We start from the raw sequence: 20,703 nt of genomic DNA on the forward strand, positions 1-20,703 counted from the left end.
TTCCCTGGCGGCCATAGCGGCGTGGTACCACCTGATCCCATCCCGAACTCAGAAGTGAAACGCGCATGCGCCGATGGTAGTGTGGCTTTGCCATGCAAGAGTAGGTCACCGCCAGGGGCTTTATCCCCAAACCCTCGTAGCTCACGCTACGGGGGTTTGTTCTTTTGGGCGATCCGGATTGTTGCGGCGACGATGCACGCGATGTCGTGTGCGCTTGAATTGCCGCGGTATCGATCGCCGTCGATGATCTGCGATCCCCTATGATGGACAACACGCCGCGATCCAGTCGGTGTTGCAGGGAGCGCGCTCTTGTTTGTTCACGTCGAAACACGCCGCCGTCCGCGTTGGCATTGGGCAACCTTGCTGGTGGTCACGCTTTGCGTGGCATGTTTTGTCGGACTGGCGCTGACGCCGGTACCGCAACGCGGGCCGTTGTTGCTGGAATGGGGTACGGTACCAGCCAACATTTTCAACCCGCATGAGGCGTTGCTGCCGCAGTTGACCGATCCTGCCCTGCTGCGGCTGTTCACAGCACTGTTCATCCATGTGACGTGGCTGCATCTGCTCAGCAACCTGTTGTTTCTGGCCATTTTCGGATTGCCGGGCGAGCGAGCCCTGGGTTCGCTGCGTTTTCTGTTGCTGTTCGTGCTCGGCGGGATCGTGGCGAATCTGATCGGTGCCTTGTCACTGACAGGTGTACGCCTGCCGATCATCGGCTGCAGTGGCGCGGTGTCGGCGGTGGTGGGCACCTATGTGGCATTGTTTCCACGCGCCAAGCTGGGACTGGTGTTGCCACTTGGGCTGTACCTGGAATTTGTGCGCGTACCGGCCTTTCTGCTGATCGGCATCTGGGTGCTGCTGCAACTGCTGTTCAGCTATGCCGGACCGAGCTATGGCGCCTATGTGTGGTGGGCGCATATCGGCGGCTTTCTGTTCGGCGTGGTATTTGCCCTGTTCTCGCGCGACGCGATCGCCCGCCGTCTGCGCGGCTGAACGCATCAACCCGAAACCGCGTCGGCGTGGATCCAGCCATGCCGACGGGCAAACTGGGACAACAACCTGCGTGCGACAGGGGTAGCGGCCACACTGCCGAAGACCTGCTGCGGATCCGCACCTTCGCGTTGCATGTCGGCATGCTTGCGCTTGATGTAGGCACGCATCACGTCAGCATTGAACTCCGGATGGAATTGCGTGCTGATCGCCTGCGGTCCATGCCGCAGCAACTGGTGTGGCTCACGGGCAGAGCGCGCCAGCACGGCGGCGCCGCGCGGTGGTTCAAGCACACTCTGTTCGTGAGTGGTATGCGCGCGGAAGCTGGCCGGGAGGCTGCTCGCCAGCGGATCGGTTGCGGCATCATCAAGTACTTCGATCGGCTGGGTGCCGATTTCGCGGCCACCGGGCAAGTAATCGACGCGTCCGCCCAGTGCATGCGCCATCAATTGATGGCCGTAGCAGACACCGAACAGCGGCAGCTCGACATCCATCGCGTTGCGAATCCAGCCGGCCGTGCGCTCGCTCCATGCCAGACGCTCGGTCACCATCGCGGCGGAGCCGGTGATCACGGCGCCAGCGACGTCCTGTGGTGGTGGCAGCGCCTCGCCGACGGTGACGTCGATGATCTGCAGTTGCTGCGGTCGCAATTGCGCACCGAGCCGGAACCAGTGGGGAAAGTCGCCATGGCGGCCACGGATGTTGTCCGGCGCACGACCGGTGCGGATGATCAAGACAGGTTTCATGCAGGGCAATGTTGAATGTGGAATGGACGTCGTTACGGCGGTGTGTCGTCGAAGGCTTCGATCGGCGGCAGCACGGTGAGAATTTCCTGCACCGTGGTTAGCCCAGCGGCGACCTGATCGGCGGCGGAAATGCGCAATGGACGCATGCCTTCGGACAGTGCAGCTTTGCCGAAGTTGCTCAGATCGAGTTCGGCCGAGATCAGACTGCGCAACCGCGGCGACAGTTTCATCATTTCGTAGATGCCGGTGCGGCCCATGAAACCGGTATTGCGGCACTCAAGGCAGCCGACTGGCTGGAACACCTTGTCCGGCACCGGTATCGACCAACCGTGGGTCAGTACCGTCCATGCCTGCGGATCCTGGACGGCCTCCTGCTTGCAGTGCGGGCATAGCGTGCGTACCAGCCGCTGCGCGACCACACCGGTGAGGGTGGACTGAATCAGGTAATGCGGGACGCCGAGATCGAGCAGGCGGGTGACCGCGCTCGGCGCATCGTTGGTATGCAGGGTGGACAGCACCAGATGGCCGGTCAGCGAGGCCTGTACTGCCATCTGCGCAGTTTCCAGGTCGCGAATTTCGCCGACCATGATGATGTCCGGGTCCTGTCGCAGCAGCGTGCGTACGCCGGCGGCAAAATCCAGATCGATCGCGGCATGTACCTGCATCTGGTTGAATTCAGGCGAGACCATCTCGATCGGATCTTCCACCGTGCACACATTGAGTGCCGGTGTGGCCAGATGCTTCAAGGTGGAATACAGCGTGGTGGTCTTGCCCGAACCGGTCGGGCCGGTGACCAGCACGATGCCGTGCGGTCGCTCCACCATACTGCGCCAGTTGGCGCCCTCGCCCGGCGAGAAGCCGAGTTGGGCAAAATCCTTGACCACCAGATCCGGATCGAAGATGCGCATCACCACCTTCTCGCCGAACGCGGTGGGCATGTTGGAGATGCGCAGCTCCACCTCACGACCACCGGCCGAACGCGTCTTGATGCGGCCATCCTGCGGCCGGCGTTTCTCGGCTACGTCCATGCGCGCGAGGATCTTGATGCGTGCCGTGACCGCGGTCATCACCGGCGACGGCAGTTCGAACACCTTGTGCATGATGCCGTCGATGCGGAAGCGGATATGCCCGGTTTCGCGGCGTGGCTCCAGATGGATGTCCGAGGCGCGCTGTTCGAACGCGTACTGCAGCAGCCAGTCGACGATGTGCACCACATGGCGGTCATCTGCACCGACTTCGCCACTCTTGCCCAGTTCCACCAGCTGTTCGAAATTGAGGATTGCCGAAGACGCGTCGCTGCCTTTCGCGTCCTGCGCCAGCTGGATCGAACGCTGGACGCCGTAGAACTCCTGCAGATAACGGTTGATGTCGATCGGGCTGGACACTACCCGTCGCACGTCACGCCGCAGCATTTGCGTCAGGTCGGCGGCCCAGCCCGCGTCGAACGGCTCGCAGGTGGCGAATGTCACCTCGCCCGCGGTGGCCGCCACCGGCAGGATCCGATGACGCTGTGCATAGGCATGACTCACCACCTGGGTTACCGAGGCGACGTTGATCTTCATCGGATCGATTTTCAGGTACGGCAGGCCGGCGTGACTGGCCAGCCATTCGGTCAGCGCCTCCAGTTTCAGTGGTCGGCCCAGCTCGCGTTGATTCACCATCTTGGCGTTCGCGATCAACACCAGCGGATGCAGTTCCACCACGCTGCGACCGGCGCGTGCGCCCATGCGCACCTGCTTGGCGTCGTCGGCCAGCAGGTAACCGTCGACCACCAGGGCGGCCAGCAGATCGTCCAGTTCCAGTCGGCCACGCCGGCCCAGCAGGGATGCGATTTGTGGTGATGCAGCCATCCGGATGTAACCCCCGTAGTGCTTTTGCCGGCCCGGAGTCCAGTGGGAAAGCAAGCTGCCGCTATACTAACGCGCTTTACCCAAGGTCACGGAAAGCCATGTCCGCGCGCACCTTCCAGGATGTGATCCAGACCCTCAACCGCTATTGGGCGGCGCAGGGCTGTGTGTTGCTGCAGCCGCTCGACACCGAGGTCGGCGCCGGCACGTTCCACCCCGCCACCTTCCTGCGCGCACTCGGTCCCGAGCCGTGGGCCGCCGCCTATGTGCAGCCGTCGCGTCGTCCCACCGATGGCCGCTACGGCGAGAATCCGAACCGCCTGCAGCATTACTACCAATACCAGGTAGTGATGAAGCCGAACCCGGAAAACATTCTCGAGCTGTACATCGGCTCGCTGAAGGAACTCGGCCTCGATCCGCTGGTGCACGACCTGCGCTTCGTCGAGGATAACTGGGAATCGCCGACGCTCGGCGCCTGGGGTCTCGGCTGGGAGGTCTGGTTGAACGGCATGGAAGTGACCCAGTTCACCTACTTCCAGCAGGCAGGTGGCCTGGAATGTCGTCCGGTGACCGGCGAGATCACCTACGGTCTGGAACGACTGGCGATGTATCTGCAGAACGTGGACAACGTCTACGACCTGGTCTGGACCGATGGCCCGCGTGGCACCGTGACTTACGGCGACGTGTTCCACCAGAACGAGGTGGAGCAGAGCACCTACAACTTCGAGCATGCCAATGTGGCCGATCTGCTGCACTGGTTCGATGCGTGCGAGGCGATGGCGAACCAGCTGATTGCCGCGAACCTGCCGCTGCCGGCTTACGAGCAGGTGATGAAGGCCAGTCATACATTCAATCTGCTCGACGCGCGTCGAGCGATCAGCGTCACCGAACGCCAGCGTTACATCCTGCGCGTGCGCACGCTGTCGCGCAGCGTGGCCGAGACCTATGTGGCGCAGCGCGAGAAACTCGGTTTTCCGGGCCTCAAGCAAGTGAAGGAGCCGGCTCATGGCTGAGCACAAGCCACTGTTGATCGAACTGGGTACCGAGGAACTGCCGCCGAAGGCGCTGGACGAGCTTTCCGCCGCATTTCTGCGCGGCATCTGCGATGGTCTGGCCAAACGCGGCATCGACGCCGCGCTGGATCAGGCGAAAGCCTATTGCTCGCCACGCCGTCTGGCGGCGCATATTCCTGGCGTCGCGCAGGCGCAGCCGGAGCAGACGATCGAGCGACGTGGCCCCGCCATGAACGCTGCGCTGGATGCCGAGGGTCAGCCGTCCAAGGCGCTGCTCGGTTTCGCGCAGTCGTGCGGTGTCGGCGTGGAACAGCTGGAAAAGCTCGAAACCGACAAGGGAGCATGGTTCGTGTTCCGTGCGGTGAAGCCGGGCCAGCCGGTGTCGGCGTTGCTGCCCGAGATCATCGAAGAAGCGCTGAAAAGCCTGCCGATCCCGCGTCCGATGCGCTGGGCCGATCATGACTACAGCTTCGTGCGTCCCGTGCACTGGCTGGTGATCCTGCATGGTGCCGAGATCGTCGATGGCGGTGTGCTGGGACTGAAGAGCGGCCGCAAATCACGTGGCCACCGCTTCATGCATCCGCAGCCGGTGCATGTGGCCGATGCCGACAGCTGGCTGGACGCGATGCGCGCTTCCAATGTACTGGCTGATCCGCAGGAGCGCCGCCAGCGCATCCGTGCGCAGGTCGAACAGCAGGCCAAGCAGACCGGTGGCGTGCCACAACTCGATGATGCCTTGCTCGACGAGCTTGCCAATCTCACCGAGTGGCCGGCGGCGATCGCCTGCACGTTCGAGCGCGAGTTCCTCAGCGTGCCGCCGGAGGCCCTGGTGACCACCATGGTGGCGAACCAGAAATTCGTGCCGGTGTTCGATGCAGACGGCAAGCTCACCGAGCACTTCATCGGCATCGCCAATATTGACAGCAAGGATCCGGCCGAGATCCGCAAGGGCTACGAACGGGTGATACGGCCGCGTTTCGCCGACGCCAAGTTCTTCTGGGACGAGGATCTGAAGACGCCGCTGGCCAGCTACCAGGAACAGCTCAAGAGCGTCACCTACCAGCAGGCGTTGGGCAGCTTGTGGGACAAGAGCGTGCGCGTGGCCGAACTGGCGCGCGTGATCGCCAATCGGGTCGGCGTGGATGCCGGCGCTGCAACCCGTGCGGCGAGCCTGAGCAAGTGCGATCTGCTGACCCGCATGGTTGGCGAGTTTCCCGAATTGCAGGGTGTGATGGGTCGCTACTACGCCGGCCATCACGGTGAATCGACCGAAGTGGCCGAGGCGCTGGACAGTTATTACCAACCACGTTTCGGTGGCGATGCGATTGCCGCGGGCCGGTTAGGCCAGGTGCTCGCTGTGGCCGAACGGTTGGACACCTTGGCCGGCATCTTCGCGGTCGGCATGAAGCCGAGTGGCAACAAGGATCCGTTCGCGTTGCGCCGCGCCGCGCTCGGCCTGGCGCGCACGCTGATCGAGGGCGGTCTGGAGCTCGATCTGCGCGGCAGCTTCACCGAGGCACTGGAACTGCTGCCCGATGGTGCGCTGATGGCAGGCCTGAAGCCGGGCAAGGACGGCAAGCCGCCAATCCTGCATGCCGGCGAGCGACGGGCGATCCTGCTCGACGAGCTATACGACTTCGTGCTCGATCGCCTGCGCGGCTACTACGCCGAACAGGGCTTCGACAACGCGCAGTTCGAAGCCGTGCTGGCCGTGCAGCCACGCAGTCTGGCCGACTTCGACCGGCGCCTCCGCGCGGTCGCCGAATTCGGTCGTCGTCCGGAAGCCGCCAGCCTGGCAGCGGCGAACAAGCGGGTCGCGAATATTCTGCGCAAGCAGGCCGAAGAAACCGGCGCGCCCGCGATCGGCCGTACGGTTGATCCAGCGCATTTCGAGGCAGATGCGGAGCGTGAGCTGGCCGCCGCCCTTGGCGCGGCACAACAGGAAACGGCTGGCGCGCTGGCTGCGGGTGACTACACTGCCGTGCTGGCGCGGCTGTCACAGTTGCAGGCGCCGGTGGATACGTTCTTCGACAGCGTACTGGTGAATGCGGATGATCCCGCCGTGCGCGCCAACCGGCTCGCCCTGCTCGGGCAGCTGAAGGCACAGTTCAGCGCCATCGCCGATATCGCCCTGCTCTGAACAAGACCCACAAAAAACGCGGCAGCCGTGATGGCTGCCGCGTTTTTTGTGGGTCGATCGCCGCCGCTTGGACTCAGGCCGTACCGCGATCCAGCCGAATACGCTCGGCCAGCCGGTGATTGAAGGTCACCATGGCGAGTGGGTCCACATGGGAGCCGCCCGGGCCGAGGATTTCATAGAGCTGGGTCAGCAAGTCGGTGTTCTCCGACATGGAAAGCTGGCTGCCGGCCAGACTCAGTTCCGACTGCAAGATGCGCATGGCGGTGTTCAGCCGCTGGGTGTCGACGCCCATACTCATACTCTCGGTATGGCCTTGCGTCGCGCCGAGCCGCGCGCGCGGTCGATGCGAGCTCACGTTTTCCGAGCTGTACTGATCATCCAGAGTGGGCACGTTCGGATCGAGTTGCAACGTGCCTTCGCCGGCCACCAGCCAGACCAGCGAGATGCCCAGAGTGCGCGCAAGCGTGACGCAGCGCGCGCGTGATGGATCGGTATTGCCGTCGCGCCAGCTGCGCACGACGCCTTCGGAGAATCCGCACATTCTGGCGATTTCGGTGGCGCTGCCGACGCGTTTGATCAGCAGTTTAATGCGATCCGAAAAAGTTCCCGTGGCGGTGGGAAGCGTATTTTTTTGCGTATTCATCGGTGGCGGCCAAGGCGATGAGAGGGATGGGACATGGATATCGTAATACCGAATGCCGTAGGAATTCTGAAGATTGAATAAAGTTACGAAGTGTTGCGCTTGCAAAGTACCGAAGAATGTCATAACGCAGCGTTAAATCGTAATTACTTGCGATTTACTCCGGGATTCGACGCGGGAGCGCTCGGCTAGCCTGGACTCCGTGCTTCGATGCGACAAGCGCGCAAAAGTTTCATGCGCCGGTTCATGGTGAATCAGGTCGCGCAAGTGGGCACCGGTTGATTGGGCGCAGCATTTTTGATGTGCAAGTTGTGCCATGCGTTCCTGGCCATCAGCGGGCTCATTGGGTAATGCGAATTTCAGCAACAGCCGTGAAATCGTCGAGCGCGGTCGAGTCGGGTATTCGGCCGCGCCATTGAGTTGCACCCAGCAGGATCAGTGGCTTCGATAAATCGGTGCTTATGGATGCCGGGGCGACTTGCGTTGTGTCCGCGACTTGCTCATGGTCATAATCCCCGGTAACGAAGAAGCCGGCGGGCCGCCCCGGATCTTCCTTCACCAGGGCATCGCATGAGCCAATTCGCACTGCTGGGCAAGCGGCGGTTTGCGCCGTTCTTCTGGACCCAGGCGCTGGGTGCGTTCAACGACAGCGCATTCCGCAATGCGATGGTGATGCTGGCAGCGTTCCAGATGGGGCTGCCAGAGCGGCAGGTCTCGTTGTATACGAATCTCGCGCCGGCGCTGTTCATCCTGCCGTATTTCCTGTTCTCGGCCACCGCCGGGCAGCTCGCCGAGAAATTCGAGAAGACCCGGATCATCCGCTACGTGAAACTGTTCGAGATCGCCGCCATGTTGCTGGCGGCCTGGGGTTTCCACACGCACCATCTGGTGCTGCTGCTGATCGTGCTGTTCATGATGGGCGTTCACTCGACCGTGTTCGGGCCGATCAAGTACGCGATCCTGCCGCAGGCGCTGAAGCCCACCGAGCTGGTCGGTGGCAACGGCATGGTCGAGATGGGTACCCAGCTGGCGATCCTGGTCGGCATGATCGTGGGCAATGCGCTAATGCTGCTCGCCGGGGTGGGGCCGTTGGCTTCCGCAGCGCTGACCATCGCGGTGGCGCTGGCCGGCTACAGTACGAGCCGCGCGATTCCTCCCGCACCGGCGACTGCGCCGGAGCTGAAATTCAACTGGAACCCTGTGACCGAGACGGCGCGCGTGCTCGGCATCACGCGCAGCGATCGTGCGGTGTTCAACGCGGTGCTGGGCATCTCGTGGTTCTGGTTCTTCGGCACCGTGCTGGTGGCGCAGCTGCCGATCTACACCAAGTTCAACCTTGGCGGCGACGGCTCGGTGAGTACGCTGGTGCTTACCCTGTTCTCGCTGGGCACCGGCGTGGGCTCGCTGCTGTGCGAGAAAATGTCGGGCAAGCGGGTGGAGATCGGGCTGGTACCGCTGGGTGCGTTCGGGCTTACCGCCTTCGGCATCGACCTGTATTTCGCGCGGCCAGGTGCGGCGGTGCTGCAGGGCCTGGACTGGCTGGCCTTCCTGCATGCGGCCGGCAGCTGGCGCATCGTGCTGGATCTCACCGCGATCGGTGTGTTCGCCGGCTTCTACGTGGTGCCGCTATTCGCCTTTGTGCAGGCCCGCGCGCCGCGGGAAAAACTGTCGCGGATCATTGCCGGCAACAACATCATCAATGCGCTGCTGATCGTGATGGCCTCGATGTTCGGGCTGCTGCTGAGCCGGCTTGGCATGAGTGCGGCGGAGATTTTCGCAGTCGATGCCGTGCTCAATGTGGTGGTGGCCGCCTATATCTTCAGCCTGGTGCCCGAATTCCTGATGCGTTTCATCACCTGGGTGCTGGTGAATACGCTATATCGGGTGCGCGCCGACGGAGTACAGCACATCCCCGAAGAGGGCGCGACCCTGCTGGTGTGCAACCACGTCAGCTTCATGGATCCGTTGTTGCTGATGGCGAACCTGCGGCGGCCGGCACGCTTCGTGATGTATTACAGGATCTTCAACATCCCGTTGCTGCGCTTCGTGTTCCGCACGGCCAGGGCGATCCCGATCGCTGGCTACAAGGAAGATCCGGCCGTGCTGCAACAGGCTTATGACGCGATCGACGAGGCGCTGGCGGACGGCGAGGTGGTGTGCATCTTTCCCGAGGGTGGACTGACTGGCGATGGCCAGATCGCGACATTCCGTCCGGGCGTGGAAAAAATCCTGGCGCGCCGGCCGGTGCCGGTGGTGCCGATGGCCTTGCGTGGCCTGTGGGGCAGCGTGTGGAGTCGTCGTGATTCCATGCTGCGGCGTGCGCGGCTGCCGCGGCGGTTCCGTGCCCGGGTGGAACTGGTGGTGGATGCGCCGCTGGCGCCGCAACAAGTCAGTGCGGCGATGCTGGAAGTGCGGGTGCGCGAATTGCGCGGCGACCTCGCCTAGGTTGGAGTCAGCTCACCCAGCCGCCGAGCACGATCAACGCCACCACGCTCAGCCACGCCAGCAGTGCGCGCAGCAGTGCACTGCGCAGGCGCACCAGTTCAAACAGCGGATCGCTGTGTTCCTCGGCGTAGCCATCGCCCGCCTCGATATCGATCAGCACGTCGGCTTGTGCCGCTGCGCCGAGAAAACCCGGGCCGATGCTGTACCAGCTGGTGGCCGCGGCCTGGCTGTGCCAGCTTTTCCAGGCGCCGATCACGGCTTCCCAGTGGCCAACCACGGCCAGCGTGAAGGTCAGCAATTGTGCCGCCGGCCAGTCCAGCGCATTGGCAGCGTAGCGGGCTGCCGTGCGGCTGCCTGCATCGAGTCGCAGGGATTCATCGCGGCCCAGTGTCTGCGCCAGGCGGTACAGCAATGCACCGACCGGGCCGAGCAGGAAGAACCACAACAACACGCCAAAGCGCCGTCGCAATGCGGCGTAGGCGATCGCGACGCCCAGTGCGGCGGCATTCCATGCAACCGACTCACCATCGTCGGCAAGTTTCTGTGCGGCGGCTTCACGGCTGGCGCCGTCGGATGCCTTCAGGATCGCTTCCAGATCGGTTTCGAATTCGCGCGGACCGAAGCAGTACAGCAGCACCGCCAGCGAAAACAGCAACTGCAGCAACTCGCCCAGCGGCAGATGTCCGAGCAACCACCACAGCAGCGCGCAGAGCACCGTAGGCAGCAGCAGCGCCAGCAGCACGCGACCGCTGCCACTGGTGTCTGCAAGCTGCGCTATCCAGCGGCGAAAGATGCCGTCGTTACGCCAGTGCGCGAGCTGCGGCATGACATGCAGCAGACCAAGGGCGATGAGAGCGACAAGCAGACGGATGGCCATGACAGACGGACTCGCGGACAGTGGCTGCATTGTAAGCGACGGATCAGTCATGCGTAGACGGGTACCGACCGATTGCGTGTTGATCAACTGGCGTGTGGTGAGTGGGCATGCGGTGGTGCGGATATGCATCATCCAGCGTTCGCTCAAGCCACTCGAAGAAGCCCGTTACCTCATCACTGGAGCCACGGATCATGCTCGTGCGGGAGGCAGTGATACTCCGCGGCGGTTGTTTCCACCTCGTCCGGTGAAATGTGGCGATCGAGCATCTCCTGTGTCGACAGCCGCCTCCACGCATCGACGTCCAGGCAATGATGGTCAGGGATGCCAAACAAGGCTTGCAACCTGCGCGCAACACCGCCGATGCCCTGCCTCTTCGGATCGATCATGTGAATGCCCTGGACGATCGCGACGCCCGAGCCGGGCAGGTGCACGTTGGACTGGCGTGCTCCGGAGGATCCATGCAGCAGATTGCCGCCGGCGATGTAATGCGAATCGACTGTGGCGGGGAGTTCCCAGCGGATGGCTTGTGGCTGCTGTGGCGTTATCGCGGCAGCGTGGTCATCTGCAGACGGGGTCGCTGCGGCTGCCAGCCGCTGGCGCCGGCGAACCGGCAGCGGTGTGGTCATAGCCACAGCGACTGGCAATACGCGAGCGGGCGATGCCTGCGCCGAAACACGGATGAATCTGATATCGAGGACATCATGCGCAATGGCCACGCCATGCGCCCTGTGCCAAGGCGACGTGGTGCCATCGAGCAGCACGATCAGCAAGCCCAAGTGCATGCCGAGCACAACGACATACGTGGCAACCCGGCGCCCCGATTCCCGCCAGTCATCGAATGTTTGCGGACTCGGTCGCACGTCTGCCCATCCCTGCCGCACATGGTGTCCGACAGACCGTGGGGTGCCTGCAAAGTTTCCGCGCACCGCAGGGTATGCCCGGATGCGGCGGGTGATTTGCGAACGTCCTGGAACGATCCACCGTTACGGTAGCGTGGCTGGCAGTGTGCTCAGCGCGGGCTGCTGACGACCAGCGTAGCCAGCTCCAGTCCCGCGCGCTGCTGCAGCCAGTACGCCAGCAATTGATACGACACCGACAGGGCGGTGGATGGCAGGAAGCTGCCATCGGCGATGCCGTCGACGATTTGCTGTGGAGTGAACCAGCGCGCGTCTTCCAGTTCGTGGTCGCGCATTACGATCTGTCGCGAGCGTGCGGTGGCGATGAAGCCGACCATCAGCGAGGCGGGCATCGGCCACGGCTGCGAGGAGTGATAGTGCACCTCGTCGACGATGACACCGGACTCTTCGGCCACTTCGCGACGCACCGCATCTTCCAGCGATTCACCTGGCTCGACGAAACCGGCCAGTGTGGAATAGCGGCCCGGTGGCCAACTGGCCTGGCGACCGAGCAGGCAAGCGCCTTCGTGTTCGACCAGCATGATCACGGCGGCATCGGTGCGTGGGAAATGCAGGTGGCCGCAGTCCGGATTCGTGCACTGCCCACGGTGACCGGCGGCGACCAGTTGCAGCGGGAAGCCGCAACGCGTGCAGTGGCGCGTCTCGCGTTGCCAATGGGACAGGCCCTTGGCGTAGGCGAACAGCCCGGCCTCATGTGCCGGCAGCAGCAAGCCGGCGGCGCGCAGACTCACGCGGCGCGCGTCGAGTGCGGTTTCCAATGTCGTGATGCGCGCCGGGTCGTCCAGCACCAGCAGGAAGTGCGGGCGCCCATCGGCGATGCCGAGCAGACTGGTCGGCAAGTCGTCGAGCCAGCGTTCGCGCTCGCCGACGTCGAGCCAGCGCAGTGCCTCGTGATCGCCCTGCAGGAATGCTTCGCCAGCGGTGTCCAGCAACAAATAGCGTGCCTGGGTGGAGCGTGCCTGTTCGGCAATCCAGCCTGAATCATCCCGCCGCTCGGCGACCCGGTCGAGCACCAGGCTGAGTCCGGCGAAGGTATTCGGAGGCGGCAGTTTGGCCCGGTCCATCGGACGGCCTTTCAGGTGGAGAACGAGGAGCCGCAGCCGCAGGTGGTCTTGGCGTTCGGGTTGCTGATCACGAATTGCGCGCCGCTGAGGTTCTCGGCGTAATCGATCTGCGCGCCGGTGAGGTACTGCAGCGACAGCGGATCGCACAGCAGGGTCACGCCCTCGCGTTCGACTGCAAAGTCGTCTTCGGCCTGGGCCTCGTCGAAAGTGAAGCCGTACTGGAAACCCGAGCAACCACCGCCGCTGATGTACACGCGCAGCTTCAGTGCCGGGTTGCCCTCTTCGGCAATCAGCTCGTGCACCTTGTGCGCAGCGGCCGCGGTGAACAGCAGCGGTGCGCCGCTGCTGCGGTAATCGGGGATCGAGAGCAGAGTTTCCATGACGTTCAAGTGGGGGCGTTGCCGGTTGATGCAAGCATACCGCTTAGGCCGGCATGGCGTCGTCGAGCAGATCCGTAGCTGCGACTTCAGGGGCCGGCAGTTCGCGTGGCGTTTCTTCTGCCTGGCGCGAGATGCGTCCGTTGACTTGGGCGCCGGCGGCCATTTCCAGCGTGTGATAGCGCAGGTCGCCATCGATGCGTGCCTGCGCCGCCAGTTCCAGCCGGGCGCTGATGTGCACGTCGCCGGTGACATGGCCATTGATCACCGCATGCGGCACGCGGATCTCGCCCTGCACCTGGCCGTGCTCGCTGAGCGTCAGCATCGCGTCCTCGCCTTCGGCGAACACGGTGCCTTCGATGCGCCCATCCAGATGCAGCGCACCGCTGAAGCGCAGGTCACCGCGGATCACCGTGCCGCGGGCGATCAGGCTGGTTTCGTGGCTGGCGTTGCTGCGCTCGTTGCGCTTACGGTTGAGCATCTTGGTCCCCTTGGGCTGTGGTGATGTCGCCGCTCAGCGCAGCGCCCCAGGCGACGGTCCGGTCAACCGGATCGCCGCTGCTGGGCTGAATAAGAATGTGCAGCCGCGTCGGGCGGAAATCCGCCGGCAGCACGAAGGTGCCGTGCAGCTGCTGGAAATAGACGAAATGGAACGGCAGGCCGTTCTTCTGCGCGACATCGCCGAGTGCCGGCCAGTCGAGCGTGACCACCTTGTCGCCGCGCAAGCCCTCCACGCTGACCAGCGCATTGCCGACGGTTTCCTCGTCGCGCTTGGCGTTCTGGGTCAGGCTGAGGGTGAGGTTCCAGCCGTGCGAACCGGTGATCGGCTGCAGCTTCACTTCCTGCAGTTTCAGGCCGGCGCGCTGGGCGTCGCCGCCGACCAGTCGTGAATAGAAGCCCAGGTCGGCGCGCAGGCCGCTGAGTTCTTCCTCGCGCTGGGCCAGGGTGCCGCGCAGCGAGCGGGTGGCGACGTCATTGACCTGGGCCGCGCGCTGCAGGTTCGCGACCTGCTGCTTGAGATCATCGATCTGTGCGTTGAGTGCATGCTGCTGGCGCTGATCGGTGGCCGCCGGACTGGCATGCCGGGCCAGCAGACCGACCAGCAAGCCGGTCAGCAGCAGGCTGATCAGCCACGCCGAACCCAGCCACAGCCAACGCCGGCGCGAGCCGGCATCATCATGCCGGCGCACCACAAAGCGCGGTGGGGGTCGTGAAGCCATGCAGGCCGTTCCGGGGAAAAGCGAAGGTATAGCCCTGCCGTGACGAAAGCGTCAAGGAACCGGCGCACGCTTCGGCGCGCCGGTGGGGCAGCTCAGCTCTGCATCTTGCTCTGCAGGTAGCGCTCCGCGCCGATGTCCTTGATCAGGCTGAACTGGGTTTCCAGCCAGTCGATGTGTTCTTCCTCGTCGTGCAGGATGTCCTTGAACAGGTCGCGGCTGATGTAGTCGGCAATGCCTTCGCTGTGCGCGATGGCGGCGCGCAGATCGACCACCGCGGCCAGTTCCAGATCCAGGTCGCCCTGCATCGATTCCAGCGCGTTTTCGCCGATACGCAGCTTGCCCAAGTGCTGCAGGTTCGGCAGGCCGTCGAGGAACAGGATGCGCTCGATCAGATGATCGGCGTGCTTCATCTCCTCGATCGATTCCTTGTATTCGTGCTCGGCCAGTTCGGTGTAGCCCCAGTCCTTGAGCATCCGGTAATGCAGGAAATACTGGTTGATCGCGGTCAGTTCGTTGTAGAGCACCTTGTTGAGGAACTCGATGACTTTCGCATCACCTTTCATGGGGCTCTCCGGCTGCCGAGTGGGTGGGATCGCCACTATACAAACTTCGCGTACGCGCTGATGGAATGCGAATGGCAATGGTTTGCCAGCACAGGCGAACCGTGTACGGCGAGCCGGTCACGACGAATTCGTTTCGCGGGAGAGTGAAGCTCAGGCTGTAAGGATCGGCAGTTGGCTGAGCGTGTGTGCGACCGCCTGGTTCAGCGTGGCGCGGGCTTCCTGTTCGCAGGAGCCGCAGCAATCCGAGCAGCCAGTGCGTGCCTGCAATTCGGCAAAGGTATGCACACCGTCGGCCGCTTCGCGGCGGATGTCATGGTCGGTGACGGCATTGCACAGGCAGATGTACATGGCGCGTATAAGAACGCGAATGCGAATGATTGTCAACAATCAAGGGGGCGATGGTCGCCGCCAGTTCAGGCAGCCTTGCAGCCGTCGCGCGGCGGGGTGGGCGGCGTATCGGTGCTATCCCGCGGCGGCAGGCTGCCCAGTTCGACACCGAACAGGCCCTCCACCAGCGGCGCAAAGTGGCGCAGCGCGCGCTCGTAGACTTGCCGCTTGAAGTTGACCACGTGCGCGGCCGGGTACCAGAAATCCACCCAGCGCCAGATGTCGAACTCCGGCTTGTCGCAGGCATCCAGCTTCAGTTCTTCCTCGCTGGCGACCAGCTTGAGCAGGAACCACACCTGCTTCTGGCCGATACAGGTAGGCCGCTGGTGATGGCGCACATAGCGGCTGGGCAAGCGGTAGCGAAGCCAGCCATGGGTGGCGGTGATCACTTCCACGTGGTGCGGCGCCAGCCCGGTTTCCTCTTCCAGCTCGCGGTACATGGCTTCCAGCGGTGTTTCGTCCGAGCGCATGCCGCCCTGCGGAAACTGCCAACCGTCACGATTGACCCGGCGCGCCCAGAACAGTTGCCCGTCTGCATTGAGCAGAACGATGCCTACGTTCGGACGATAGCCATCAACATCAATCATGTCGCCTCCTGGAGCGAGTCGGCGTGATCTTTCGCCAGCAGCGTCGTACCCAGCCCTGCACTCGATTCAACCATGGCGCGCGAAGCAGCGGCAAGCCGCGGGCTTGAACGTAGCAGTCGACGCGACTACACTGCCGCGCCCCGCTTGGATCGCACCGATCCGGTATGCTGGGGCTTCCTTCAAGGCTATGTAGCTCAGCTGGTTAGAGCACAGCACTCATAATGCTGGGGTCGGTGGTTCGAGTCCACCCATAGCCACCAATCATCGACTTCAGGTCAAAAGCCCGAATCGAGAACAAAGCCCCCCGCATGATCGCGGGGTTTTTTGTGCCTGTCTGACGGGATGTCGGGATGCGCGGTTCATTGCCGCGCATCGGCGGCAATGAACACAGGTCACCGCAACAACGTCGTCACGCCTCTCAGGCGGCGGCGTCCTTGAGCTTCTTCAGCGGACGCACCTTGATCTTCACGCTGGCCGGCTTGGCCGCGAACACTTGCTCAAGCTTGGTGAACGGGTTGATGCCCTTGCGCTTCGGCTTGGCCGGCACGCTGACGGCGGTGATCTTCAGCAGGCCGGGCAGCATGAACGTGCCGGCGCCCTTCTTGTGGACGGAGCCGGTGACGGCGCCTTCCAGCGCAGCGAGCACGGCGCGCACGTCCTTGGCCACGACGCCGCTCGCCTCAACGAGATGCGCTACCAGTCCCGACTTGCTCAGGACTTCCTTGATCGGTTTGGGAGCTGCCGGCTTGGCGGCGGCTTTCGGGGCTGCCTTTTTCACGGCCTGTTTCTGGGTCTTTGCCATACGTTTCCCTGCGCATTTCGATGGATGGGATGCCGAAACTTCGCCCGGCAAGCGGAATGTAGGGCAAATTTGCAGTACGGCCAACAGTTCGCCGGCGATCCGGTGACGAGGAAACGCATGCGACGCGGATCGTGCGTCCGGTTGCCACGTGCACCAGCGAGCCCTCACGGCATCGGAAACAACCGCAGAGGCCCGGTTGCCTAGGTCAATCGCGCCACGGTGCCGAAGGTGTCCGGCTGTACAATGGCGGGATGAATATCTTCAAGGTCTTTACCCTCGAGGCGGCGCACCGGCTGCCGAATGTGCCGGCCGGGCACAAGTGCGCACGCTTGCACGGGCATTCGTTCCGCGTCGAGATCCATGTGGCGGGTGAGCCCGATCCACAGCTGGGCTGGGTGATGGACTTCGCCGACCTGAAGACTGCCTTCGCTCCGCTGTACGACCAGCTTGACCATCACTACCTCAATGACATCGATGGGCTGGAAAATCCGACCAGCGAGATGCTGGCGCGCTGGATCTGGCAACGGCTGCAACCGCGGCTGCCGGGCTTGGACAAGGTGGTGGTGCATGAAACCTGCACGTCGGGGGCCAGCTGCAGTCGCGGCAGCTTTTGACGCGACGCGAAAACCCGGAGCTACTCATAAGTAAACGTTTTCACTGAATATTTGTCGAATGGTCTGGCCGGTATTGGAAATATATATTGCACTGCACAAAAACTGCTGTTAGAGTTCGTCCCACTACCCCAAGCCTCAGTGAGGACAGCGTCATGACTCAGCAGATCAACAACCAGCTTTTCGCTTTCACCAAGCAGTTCACCGACAGCGCGTTCAAGGCGCAGGCGCTGGCCCTGAAGGGTCTGGAGACGGTCGCCGAGCTGCAGCTCAAGGCGCTCGAGCAGCAGTCCCAGGTTTCGGCCGAGTTCGTTGCCGAGGCGCTGGAAACGCGTGACGTCAACGGCCTGCGCACATTGTGGGAGAAGGGCACCAGCCTGAACCGCGACAACGCCGAGCGTTCGGTGGCTGTCTCGCAGGAAATCCTGGCCATCACGCAGAAGACCGCCGAGTCGCTGAATGCGCTCGTGCAGGAACAGCGCCAGGCCGCCAACGAGGCCGTTGCCGCTCCGATCGCCGCCGCCAAGAAGGCTGCCAAGTAATACCGCTGCATCGTCGCGGTTCGCCGCGATAATCAAAGGGCCGGACTTCATGTCCGGCCTTTTTTTATGGCTCACCGCAAAATGCGCTGGCCCCATGCGGTCACCAATCGATCCGAGGCGCAATTCGCGCGTGCCGGGACGAGATGTCGCAGGTTGCGTGGCTTGTCCATGCAACGACCGCACTGCTATACTTTTACGGATTGGATCGTGGCCCGCAGCTGTATCGGTGCCGCCTGGTGGAAACCGCGCGGAGACGTTACGTGCTCAATAGTCTTGCCTCTGGTCGACGTCTCGCTTTGCGCATCATGTGGCTGCAGCTTGCTGTGGCGGTGCTTGTTGGCCTCGTTTTCCTGACGCTGGGGCGTCGTGAAGCGATGTCGGCCGCGGCAGGTGCGACGCTGGTGGCGCTGGGTACCGCGCTGCTGTCGGCGCGCTTCTTCAGCGGACTGGGTGGGGCGGGTCTGGCGTTGAGCCGGTTGCTGACGGGCATGCTCCTGAAATGGATCGTGATCGTCGGAGGGCTGGTCGTGATCCTGTTCCAATATAAATTGCCGCCGCTGGCCGCCATCACGGGGTTGGCGGCTGCCTACGCGGTTTATCTGCTGGCGTTCAGATTCAAGGGTTGAGACATGGCGAGCGAGTCGGGTGGCCTGACCGAATACATCCAGCACCATTTGACCCACCTGCGTCCGCAGGCGAGTCCGGAGGGTTTCTGGGCGGTGCATATCGACTCGATTACCGTGTCGTTGGTGCTGGGCGTGGTGTTTTGCCTGCTGTTCTGGCTGAAGGCGCGCAAGGCCACCGCCGGTGTGCCGGGCAAGGGCCAGGCTTTCGTCGAGATCGTGCTGGAATTCGTCGACGGCCAGGTCAAGGACGTGTTCCACGGCGACCGTCGTTTCCTCGGGCCGCTGGCGCTGACCGTGTTTGTCTGGGTCTTCCTGATGAATGCGATGGATCTGCTGCCGGTCGATCTGCTGCCGTGGATCACCGAGAAGTTTGGCGTGGGTCATTTCCGCGCTGTGCCGACCGCCGACATCAACATGACCTTTGCGATGTCGCTGACCATCTTCGTGCTGATCATTTTCTACAGCTTCAAGGCGAAGGGTGCCAGCGGCTACATGCACGAGCTGTTCACCGCTCCGTTTGGCGCGCACCCCCTGCTGTGGATCCCCAATTTCCTGCTCAACGTGGTCGAACTGCTGTCCAAGCCGGTGAGCCTGGCGATGCGACTGTTCGGCAACATGTATGCCGGCGAATTGGTCTTCATGCTGATCGCGGGTTTGTTCAGTGCTGGCGCTGGCCTGGCAGGTTGGGCGCTGTATGGTGCTGGGATCATCGGCTACACGGTGTGGGGCCTCTTCCACATCCTGATCATCGGCATCCAGGCGTTCATTTTCATGGTGCTGACGATCGTGTACATCTCGATGGCGCACGATCACCACTGATCACGTTTATCGAATCCCGTTTTTCGAATCATCCGCTTCAACCGTTTTGATCTTTTCAGTTTAAATTTCTCAGGAGACCGTCGTGGAACTCATCGCTCATATTGCTCAAGTGCAGTCCTTCACCGCCATCGCGTTGGGTCTGATCATCGGCCTCGGCGCCCTCGGTGCCTGTATCGGTATCGGCGTCATGGGTTCGAAGTTCCTCGAAGCCGCCGCGCGTCAGCCGGAGCTGGTGCCGCTGCTGCAGGGCCGCATGTTCCTGCTCGCTGGCCTGATCGACGCCGCGTTCCTGATCGGCGTGGCGCTGGCGATGTACTTCGCCGTGGCCAACCCGCTGCTGTCGAAGCTGGTCGCAGGTTGAGTTACTGGCGGCGCCGTGGCGCCGCCGTCCGTCTGGCACGGGCATCAATAGTGCCCGTGTCTGTTTCATCCCGTATTTACAGGTAACGCAGCGATGGATTTCAACGCGACCTTGATTGGCGAAATGATTTCGTTCGCCATCTTGATCTGGTTCTGTGTCCACTTCATCTGGCCGCACATCAACAAGGCCATTGAAGAACGGCAGATCAAGATCGCCGAAGGCCTCAATGCGGCCGAGCGTGCGCACGCCGAGCTGAAGAGTGCCGACGTGAAGGTGGCTGCCGAGATCAAGGTGGCCCGTCAGCAGGCCTCCGAGATCATCGACAAGGCCCAGCAGCAGGCCAATCAGATCATCGACAAGGCCCGTGGCGAAGCCATCACCGAGATCAACCGGCTGAAGGCGAGCGCGCAGGACGACATCGCGTCGATGGCCCAGCGTGCCCGTGACCAGCTGCGCGAGCAGGTCGGCGCGTTGGCGGTGCAGGGTGCCAGCAAGATCGTGCAGCGCGAAGTCGATGCGTCGACGCACAAGGCCTTGCTCGACCAGCTCGCGGCCGAGATCTGATCGATGGCCCAGGCAATCACCCTCGCTCGCCCGTACGCCCGCGCCGCCTTCGAAGTGGCGCATGCCGCCGGTTCGCTGGCGGCATGGTCGCAGGCGCTGGCCTTCGCTGCTGCGGTAGCGAAGGATTCGCGCGTGGCCGATCTCGGCACCGATCCGCGGGTGCTGCCGGCACAGCTGGTGGCGCTGCATCTGCCAGCCGATGTCGCCGCCGATGCGCCGTTCGCGCAGTTCCTCACCGAGATGGCCGAGCAGCGTCGCATGGCGCTGCTGCCGGAAGTGGCCGAACTGTACGAGGCATTCAAGCGTGAGTCCGAGTCGCAGCTGCTGGTCAAGGTGACCAGCGCGCTGGCATTGGACGCGGCGCAGGCCGAGCAACTCAAGGTATCGCTGAAGCGCCGCTTCAAGCGCGAGATCGAACTGGAAACCCGGGTCGATGCCTCGCTGCTGGCTGGCGTGGTGATCGATACCGGTGCAGAAGTGATCGACGGCTCCGCTCGCGGACGTCTGGCGCAGCTGGCCAGCGCATTAGCGCACTGATCCAAAGAATCAAAACCTATCGGGTGCC

At 63.1% G+C, this 20,703-nt stretch carries 25 protein-coding genes, 1 tRNA gene and 1 rRNA gene; 13 read left to right on the top strand and 14 right to left on the bottom strand.

Features of this window, described 5'->3' with window-relative positions:
* Positions 1 to 3: 3 nt before the first annotated feature.
* Positions 4 to 117 (top strand): 5S ribosomal RNA (gene rrf / locus B0E48_RS14655).
* A gap of 192 nt (positions 118 to 309) precedes the next feature.
* On the top strand, positions 310 to 993 hold the full coding sequence (locus B0E48_RS14660) for a rhomboid family intramembrane serine protease (protein WP_077518909.1): 684 nt from the start codon (positions 310 to 312) through the stop codon (positions 991 to 993).
* A 5-nt stretch (positions 994 to 998) separates the two neighbouring features.
* Here the strand turns inward: B0E48_RS14660 and B0E48_RS14665 are convergent, their stop codons facing one another.
* Positions 999 to 1,736, bottom strand: a complete 738-nt coding sequence (locus B0E48_RS14665) for a glutamine amidotransferase (RefSeq protein ID WP_077518910.1) — start codon at positions 1,734 to 1,736, stop codon at positions 999 to 1,001.
* Positions 1,737 to 1,768: 32 nt separating this feature from the next.
* Entirely contained in the window at positions 1,769 to 3,586 is a 1,818-nt protein-coding gene (locus tag B0E48_RS14670) for a GspE/PulE family protein (protein ID WP_077518911.1), read from the bottom strand.
* Between the two features lie 98 nt (positions 3,587 to 3,684).
* Between B0E48_RS14670 and glyQ the strand changes: the two genes are divergently transcribed.
* Positions 3,685 to 4,596, top strand: a complete 912-nt coding sequence (glyQ, locus tag B0E48_RS14675; protein WP_077518912.1) for a glycine--tRNA ligase subunit alpha — start codon at positions 3,685 to 3,687, stop codon at positions 4,594 to 4,596.
* On the top strand, positions 4,589 to 6,736 hold the full coding sequence (gene glyS, locus B0E48_RS14680; protein ID WP_077518913.1) for a glycine--tRNA ligase subunit beta: 2,148 nt from the start codon (positions 4,589 to 4,591) through the stop codon (positions 6,734 to 6,736). Before glyQ ends, glyS begins: the two co-directional genes overlap by 8 nt.
* Positions 6,737 to 6,809: 73 nt before the next feature.
* On the opposite strand, the gene B0E48_RS14685 is transcribed toward glyS, so the two are convergent.
* Positions 6,810 to 7,502 carry a helix-turn-helix transcriptional regulator gene (locus tag B0E48_RS14685; protein ID WP_343124612.1) on the bottom strand — a complete coding sequence of 231 codons (693 nt, stop codon included), beginning with the start codon at positions 7,500 to 7,502 and terminating at the stop codon, positions 6,810 to 6,812.
* A 214-nt stretch (positions 7,503 to 7,716) separates the two neighbouring features.
* Positions 7,717 to 7,935, bottom strand: coding sequence for a hypothetical protein (locus B0E48_RS14690; RefSeq protein ID WP_077518915.1), 219 nt, complete (start codon positions 7,933 to 7,935; stop codon positions 7,717 to 7,719).
* Between the two features lie 11 nt (positions 7,936 to 7,946).
* On the opposite strand from B0E48_RS14690, the gene B0E48_RS14695 reads away from it, so the two are divergent.
* Positions 7,947 to 9,821, top strand: coding sequence for an MFS transporter (locus B0E48_RS14695; protein WP_077518916.1), 1,875 nt, complete (start codon positions 7,947 to 7,949; stop codon positions 9,819 to 9,821).
* A 7-nt stretch (positions 9,822 to 9,828) separates the two neighbouring features.
* Here B0E48_RS14695 and B0E48_RS14700 read toward each other — a convergent pair whose 3' ends face one another.
* The 9 genes from B0E48_RS14700 to B0E48_RS14740 all read right to left on the bottom strand — a co-directional run bounded on the left by B0E48_RS14700 (position 9,829) and on the right by B0E48_RS14740 (position 15,813).
* Entirely contained in the window at positions 9,829 to 10,698 is an 870-nt protein-coding gene (locus B0E48_RS14700; protein WP_077518917.1) for a beta-lactamase induction protein, read from the bottom strand.
* Between the two features lie 173 nt (positions 10,699 to 10,871).
* Positions 10,872 to 11,468: a hypothetical protein gene (locus tag B0E48_RS14705; protein ID WP_139350308.1), complete on the bottom strand. Its 597-nt coding sequence runs from the start codon at positions 11,466 to 11,468 to the stop codon at positions 10,872 to 10,874.
* A gap of 239 nt (positions 11,469 to 11,707) precedes the next feature.
* Positions 11,708 to 12,679 carry an NAD(+) diphosphatase gene (gene nudC, locus B0E48_RS14710; RefSeq protein ID WP_077518919.1) on the bottom strand — a complete coding sequence of 324 codons (972 nt, stop codon included), beginning with the start codon at positions 12,677 to 12,679 and terminating at the stop codon, positions 11,708 to 11,710.
* Between the two features lie 11 nt (positions 12,680 to 12,690).
* A complete protein-coding gene (erpA, locus tag B0E48_RS14715) occupies positions 12,691 to 13,059 on the bottom strand; it encodes an iron-sulfur cluster insertion protein ErpA (protein WP_077518920.1) in 369 nt (122 codons plus the stop codon).
* Between the two features lie 43 nt (positions 13,060 to 13,102).
* On the bottom strand, positions 13,103 to 13,537 hold the full coding sequence (locus tag B0E48_RS14720) for a polymer-forming cytoskeletal protein (protein WP_077518921.1): 435 nt from the start codon (positions 13,535 to 13,537) through the stop codon (positions 13,103 to 13,105).
* The gene (locus B0E48_RS14725) at positions 13,524 to 14,276 is read right to left on the bottom strand and encodes a DUF6776 family protein (protein WP_077518922.1); all 753 of its coding nucleotides are present in this window, start codon (positions 14,274 to 14,276) and stop codon (positions 13,524 to 13,526) included. The genes B0E48_RS14720 and B0E48_RS14725 overlap by 14 nt, the downstream gene beginning before the upstream one ends.
* A 92-nt stretch (positions 14,277 to 14,368) precedes the next feature.
* On the bottom strand, positions 14,369 to 14,839 hold the full coding sequence (bfr, locus tag B0E48_RS14730; protein WP_077518923.1) for a bacterioferritin: 471 nt from the start codon (positions 14,837 to 14,839) through the stop codon (positions 14,369 to 14,371).
* 150 nt (positions 14,840 to 14,989) lie between these two features.
* Positions 14,990 to 15,187, bottom strand: a complete 198-nt coding sequence (locus B0E48_RS14735) for a (2Fe-2S)-binding protein (protein WP_168170374.1) — start codon at positions 15,185 to 15,187, stop codon at positions 14,990 to 14,992.
* A 65-nt stretch (positions 15,188 to 15,252) separates the two neighbouring features.
* Positions 15,253 to 15,813 (bottom strand): RNA pyrophosphohydrolase, encoded by a 561-nt coding sequence (locus B0E48_RS14740; protein ID WP_077518924.1) that lies wholly within the window; start codon positions 15,811 to 15,813, stop codon positions 15,253 to 15,255.
* 183 nt (positions 15,814 to 15,996) lie between these two features.
* Here B0E48_RS14740 and B0E48_RS14745 point away from each other — a divergent pair.
* Positions 15,997 to 16,073: transfer RNA gene (locus B0E48_RS14745), tRNA-Met, on the top strand.
* Positions 16,074 to 16,231: 158 nt separating this feature from the next.
* Here B0E48_RS14745 and B0E48_RS14750 read toward each other — a convergent pair.
* Positions 16,232 to 16,615 (bottom strand): HU family DNA-binding protein, encoded by a 384-nt coding sequence (locus B0E48_RS14750; RefSeq protein WP_077518925.1) that lies wholly within the window; start codon positions 16,613 to 16,615, stop codon positions 16,232 to 16,234.
* A gap of 251 nt (positions 16,616 to 16,866) precedes the next feature.
* Between B0E48_RS14750 and queD the strand changes: the two genes are divergently transcribed.
* The 7 genes from queD to B0E48_RS14785 all read left to right on the top strand — a co-directional run bounded on the left by queD (position 16,867) and on the right by B0E48_RS14785 (position 20,675).
* Positions 16,867 to 17,229 (top strand): 6-carboxytetrahydropterin synthase QueD, encoded by a 363-nt coding sequence (gene queD, locus B0E48_RS14755; RefSeq protein WP_077518926.1) that lies wholly within the window; start codon positions 16,867 to 16,869, stop codon positions 17,227 to 17,229.
* A 152-nt stretch (positions 17,230 to 17,381) separates the two neighbouring features.
* Positions 17,382 to 17,768 (top strand): phasin family protein, encoded by a 387-nt coding sequence (locus B0E48_RS14760; RefSeq protein WP_077518927.1) that lies wholly within the window; start codon positions 17,382 to 17,384, stop codon positions 17,766 to 17,768.
* A 260-nt stretch (positions 17,769 to 18,028) separates the two neighbouring features.
* The gene (locus tag B0E48_RS14765) at positions 18,029 to 18,394 is read left to right on the top strand and encodes a hypothetical protein (protein WP_254423984.1); all 366 of its coding nucleotides are present in this window, start codon (positions 18,029 to 18,031) and stop codon (positions 18,392 to 18,394) included.
* A 3-nt stretch (positions 18,395 to 18,397) separates the two neighbouring features.
* Positions 18,398 to 19,213, top strand: coding sequence for a F0F1 ATP synthase subunit A (gene atpB / locus B0E48_RS14770; RefSeq protein WP_077518929.1), 816 nt, complete (start codon positions 18,398 to 18,400; stop codon positions 19,211 to 19,213).
* An 82-nt stretch (positions 19,214 to 19,295) separates the two neighbouring features.
* On the top strand, positions 19,296 to 19,574 hold the full coding sequence (gene atpE, locus B0E48_RS14775) for a F0F1 ATP synthase subunit C (RefSeq protein ID WP_077440243.1): 279 nt from the start codon (positions 19,296 to 19,298) through the stop codon (positions 19,572 to 19,574).
* A 93-nt stretch (positions 19,575 to 19,667) separates the two neighbouring features.
* Positions 19,668 to 20,138 carry a F0F1 ATP synthase subunit B gene (locus B0E48_RS14780; protein ID WP_077440242.1) on the top strand — a complete coding sequence of 157 codons (471 nt, stop codon included), beginning with the start codon at positions 19,668 to 19,670 and terminating at the stop codon, positions 20,136 to 20,138.
* Positions 20,139 to 20,141: 3 nt separating this feature from the next.
* Positions 20,142 to 20,675 (top strand): F0F1 ATP synthase subunit delta, encoded by a 534-nt coding sequence (locus B0E48_RS14785; RefSeq protein ID WP_077518930.1) that lies wholly within the window; start codon positions 20,142 to 20,144, stop codon positions 20,673 to 20,675.
* Positions 20,676 to 20,703: the final 28 nt, after the last annotated feature.

It is taken from the genome of Rhodanobacter sp. C03, from assembly GCF_002001175.1.
Classification (GTDB): domain Bacteria; phylum Pseudomonadota; class Gammaproteobacteria; order Xanthomonadales; family Rhodanobacteraceae; genus Rhodanobacter.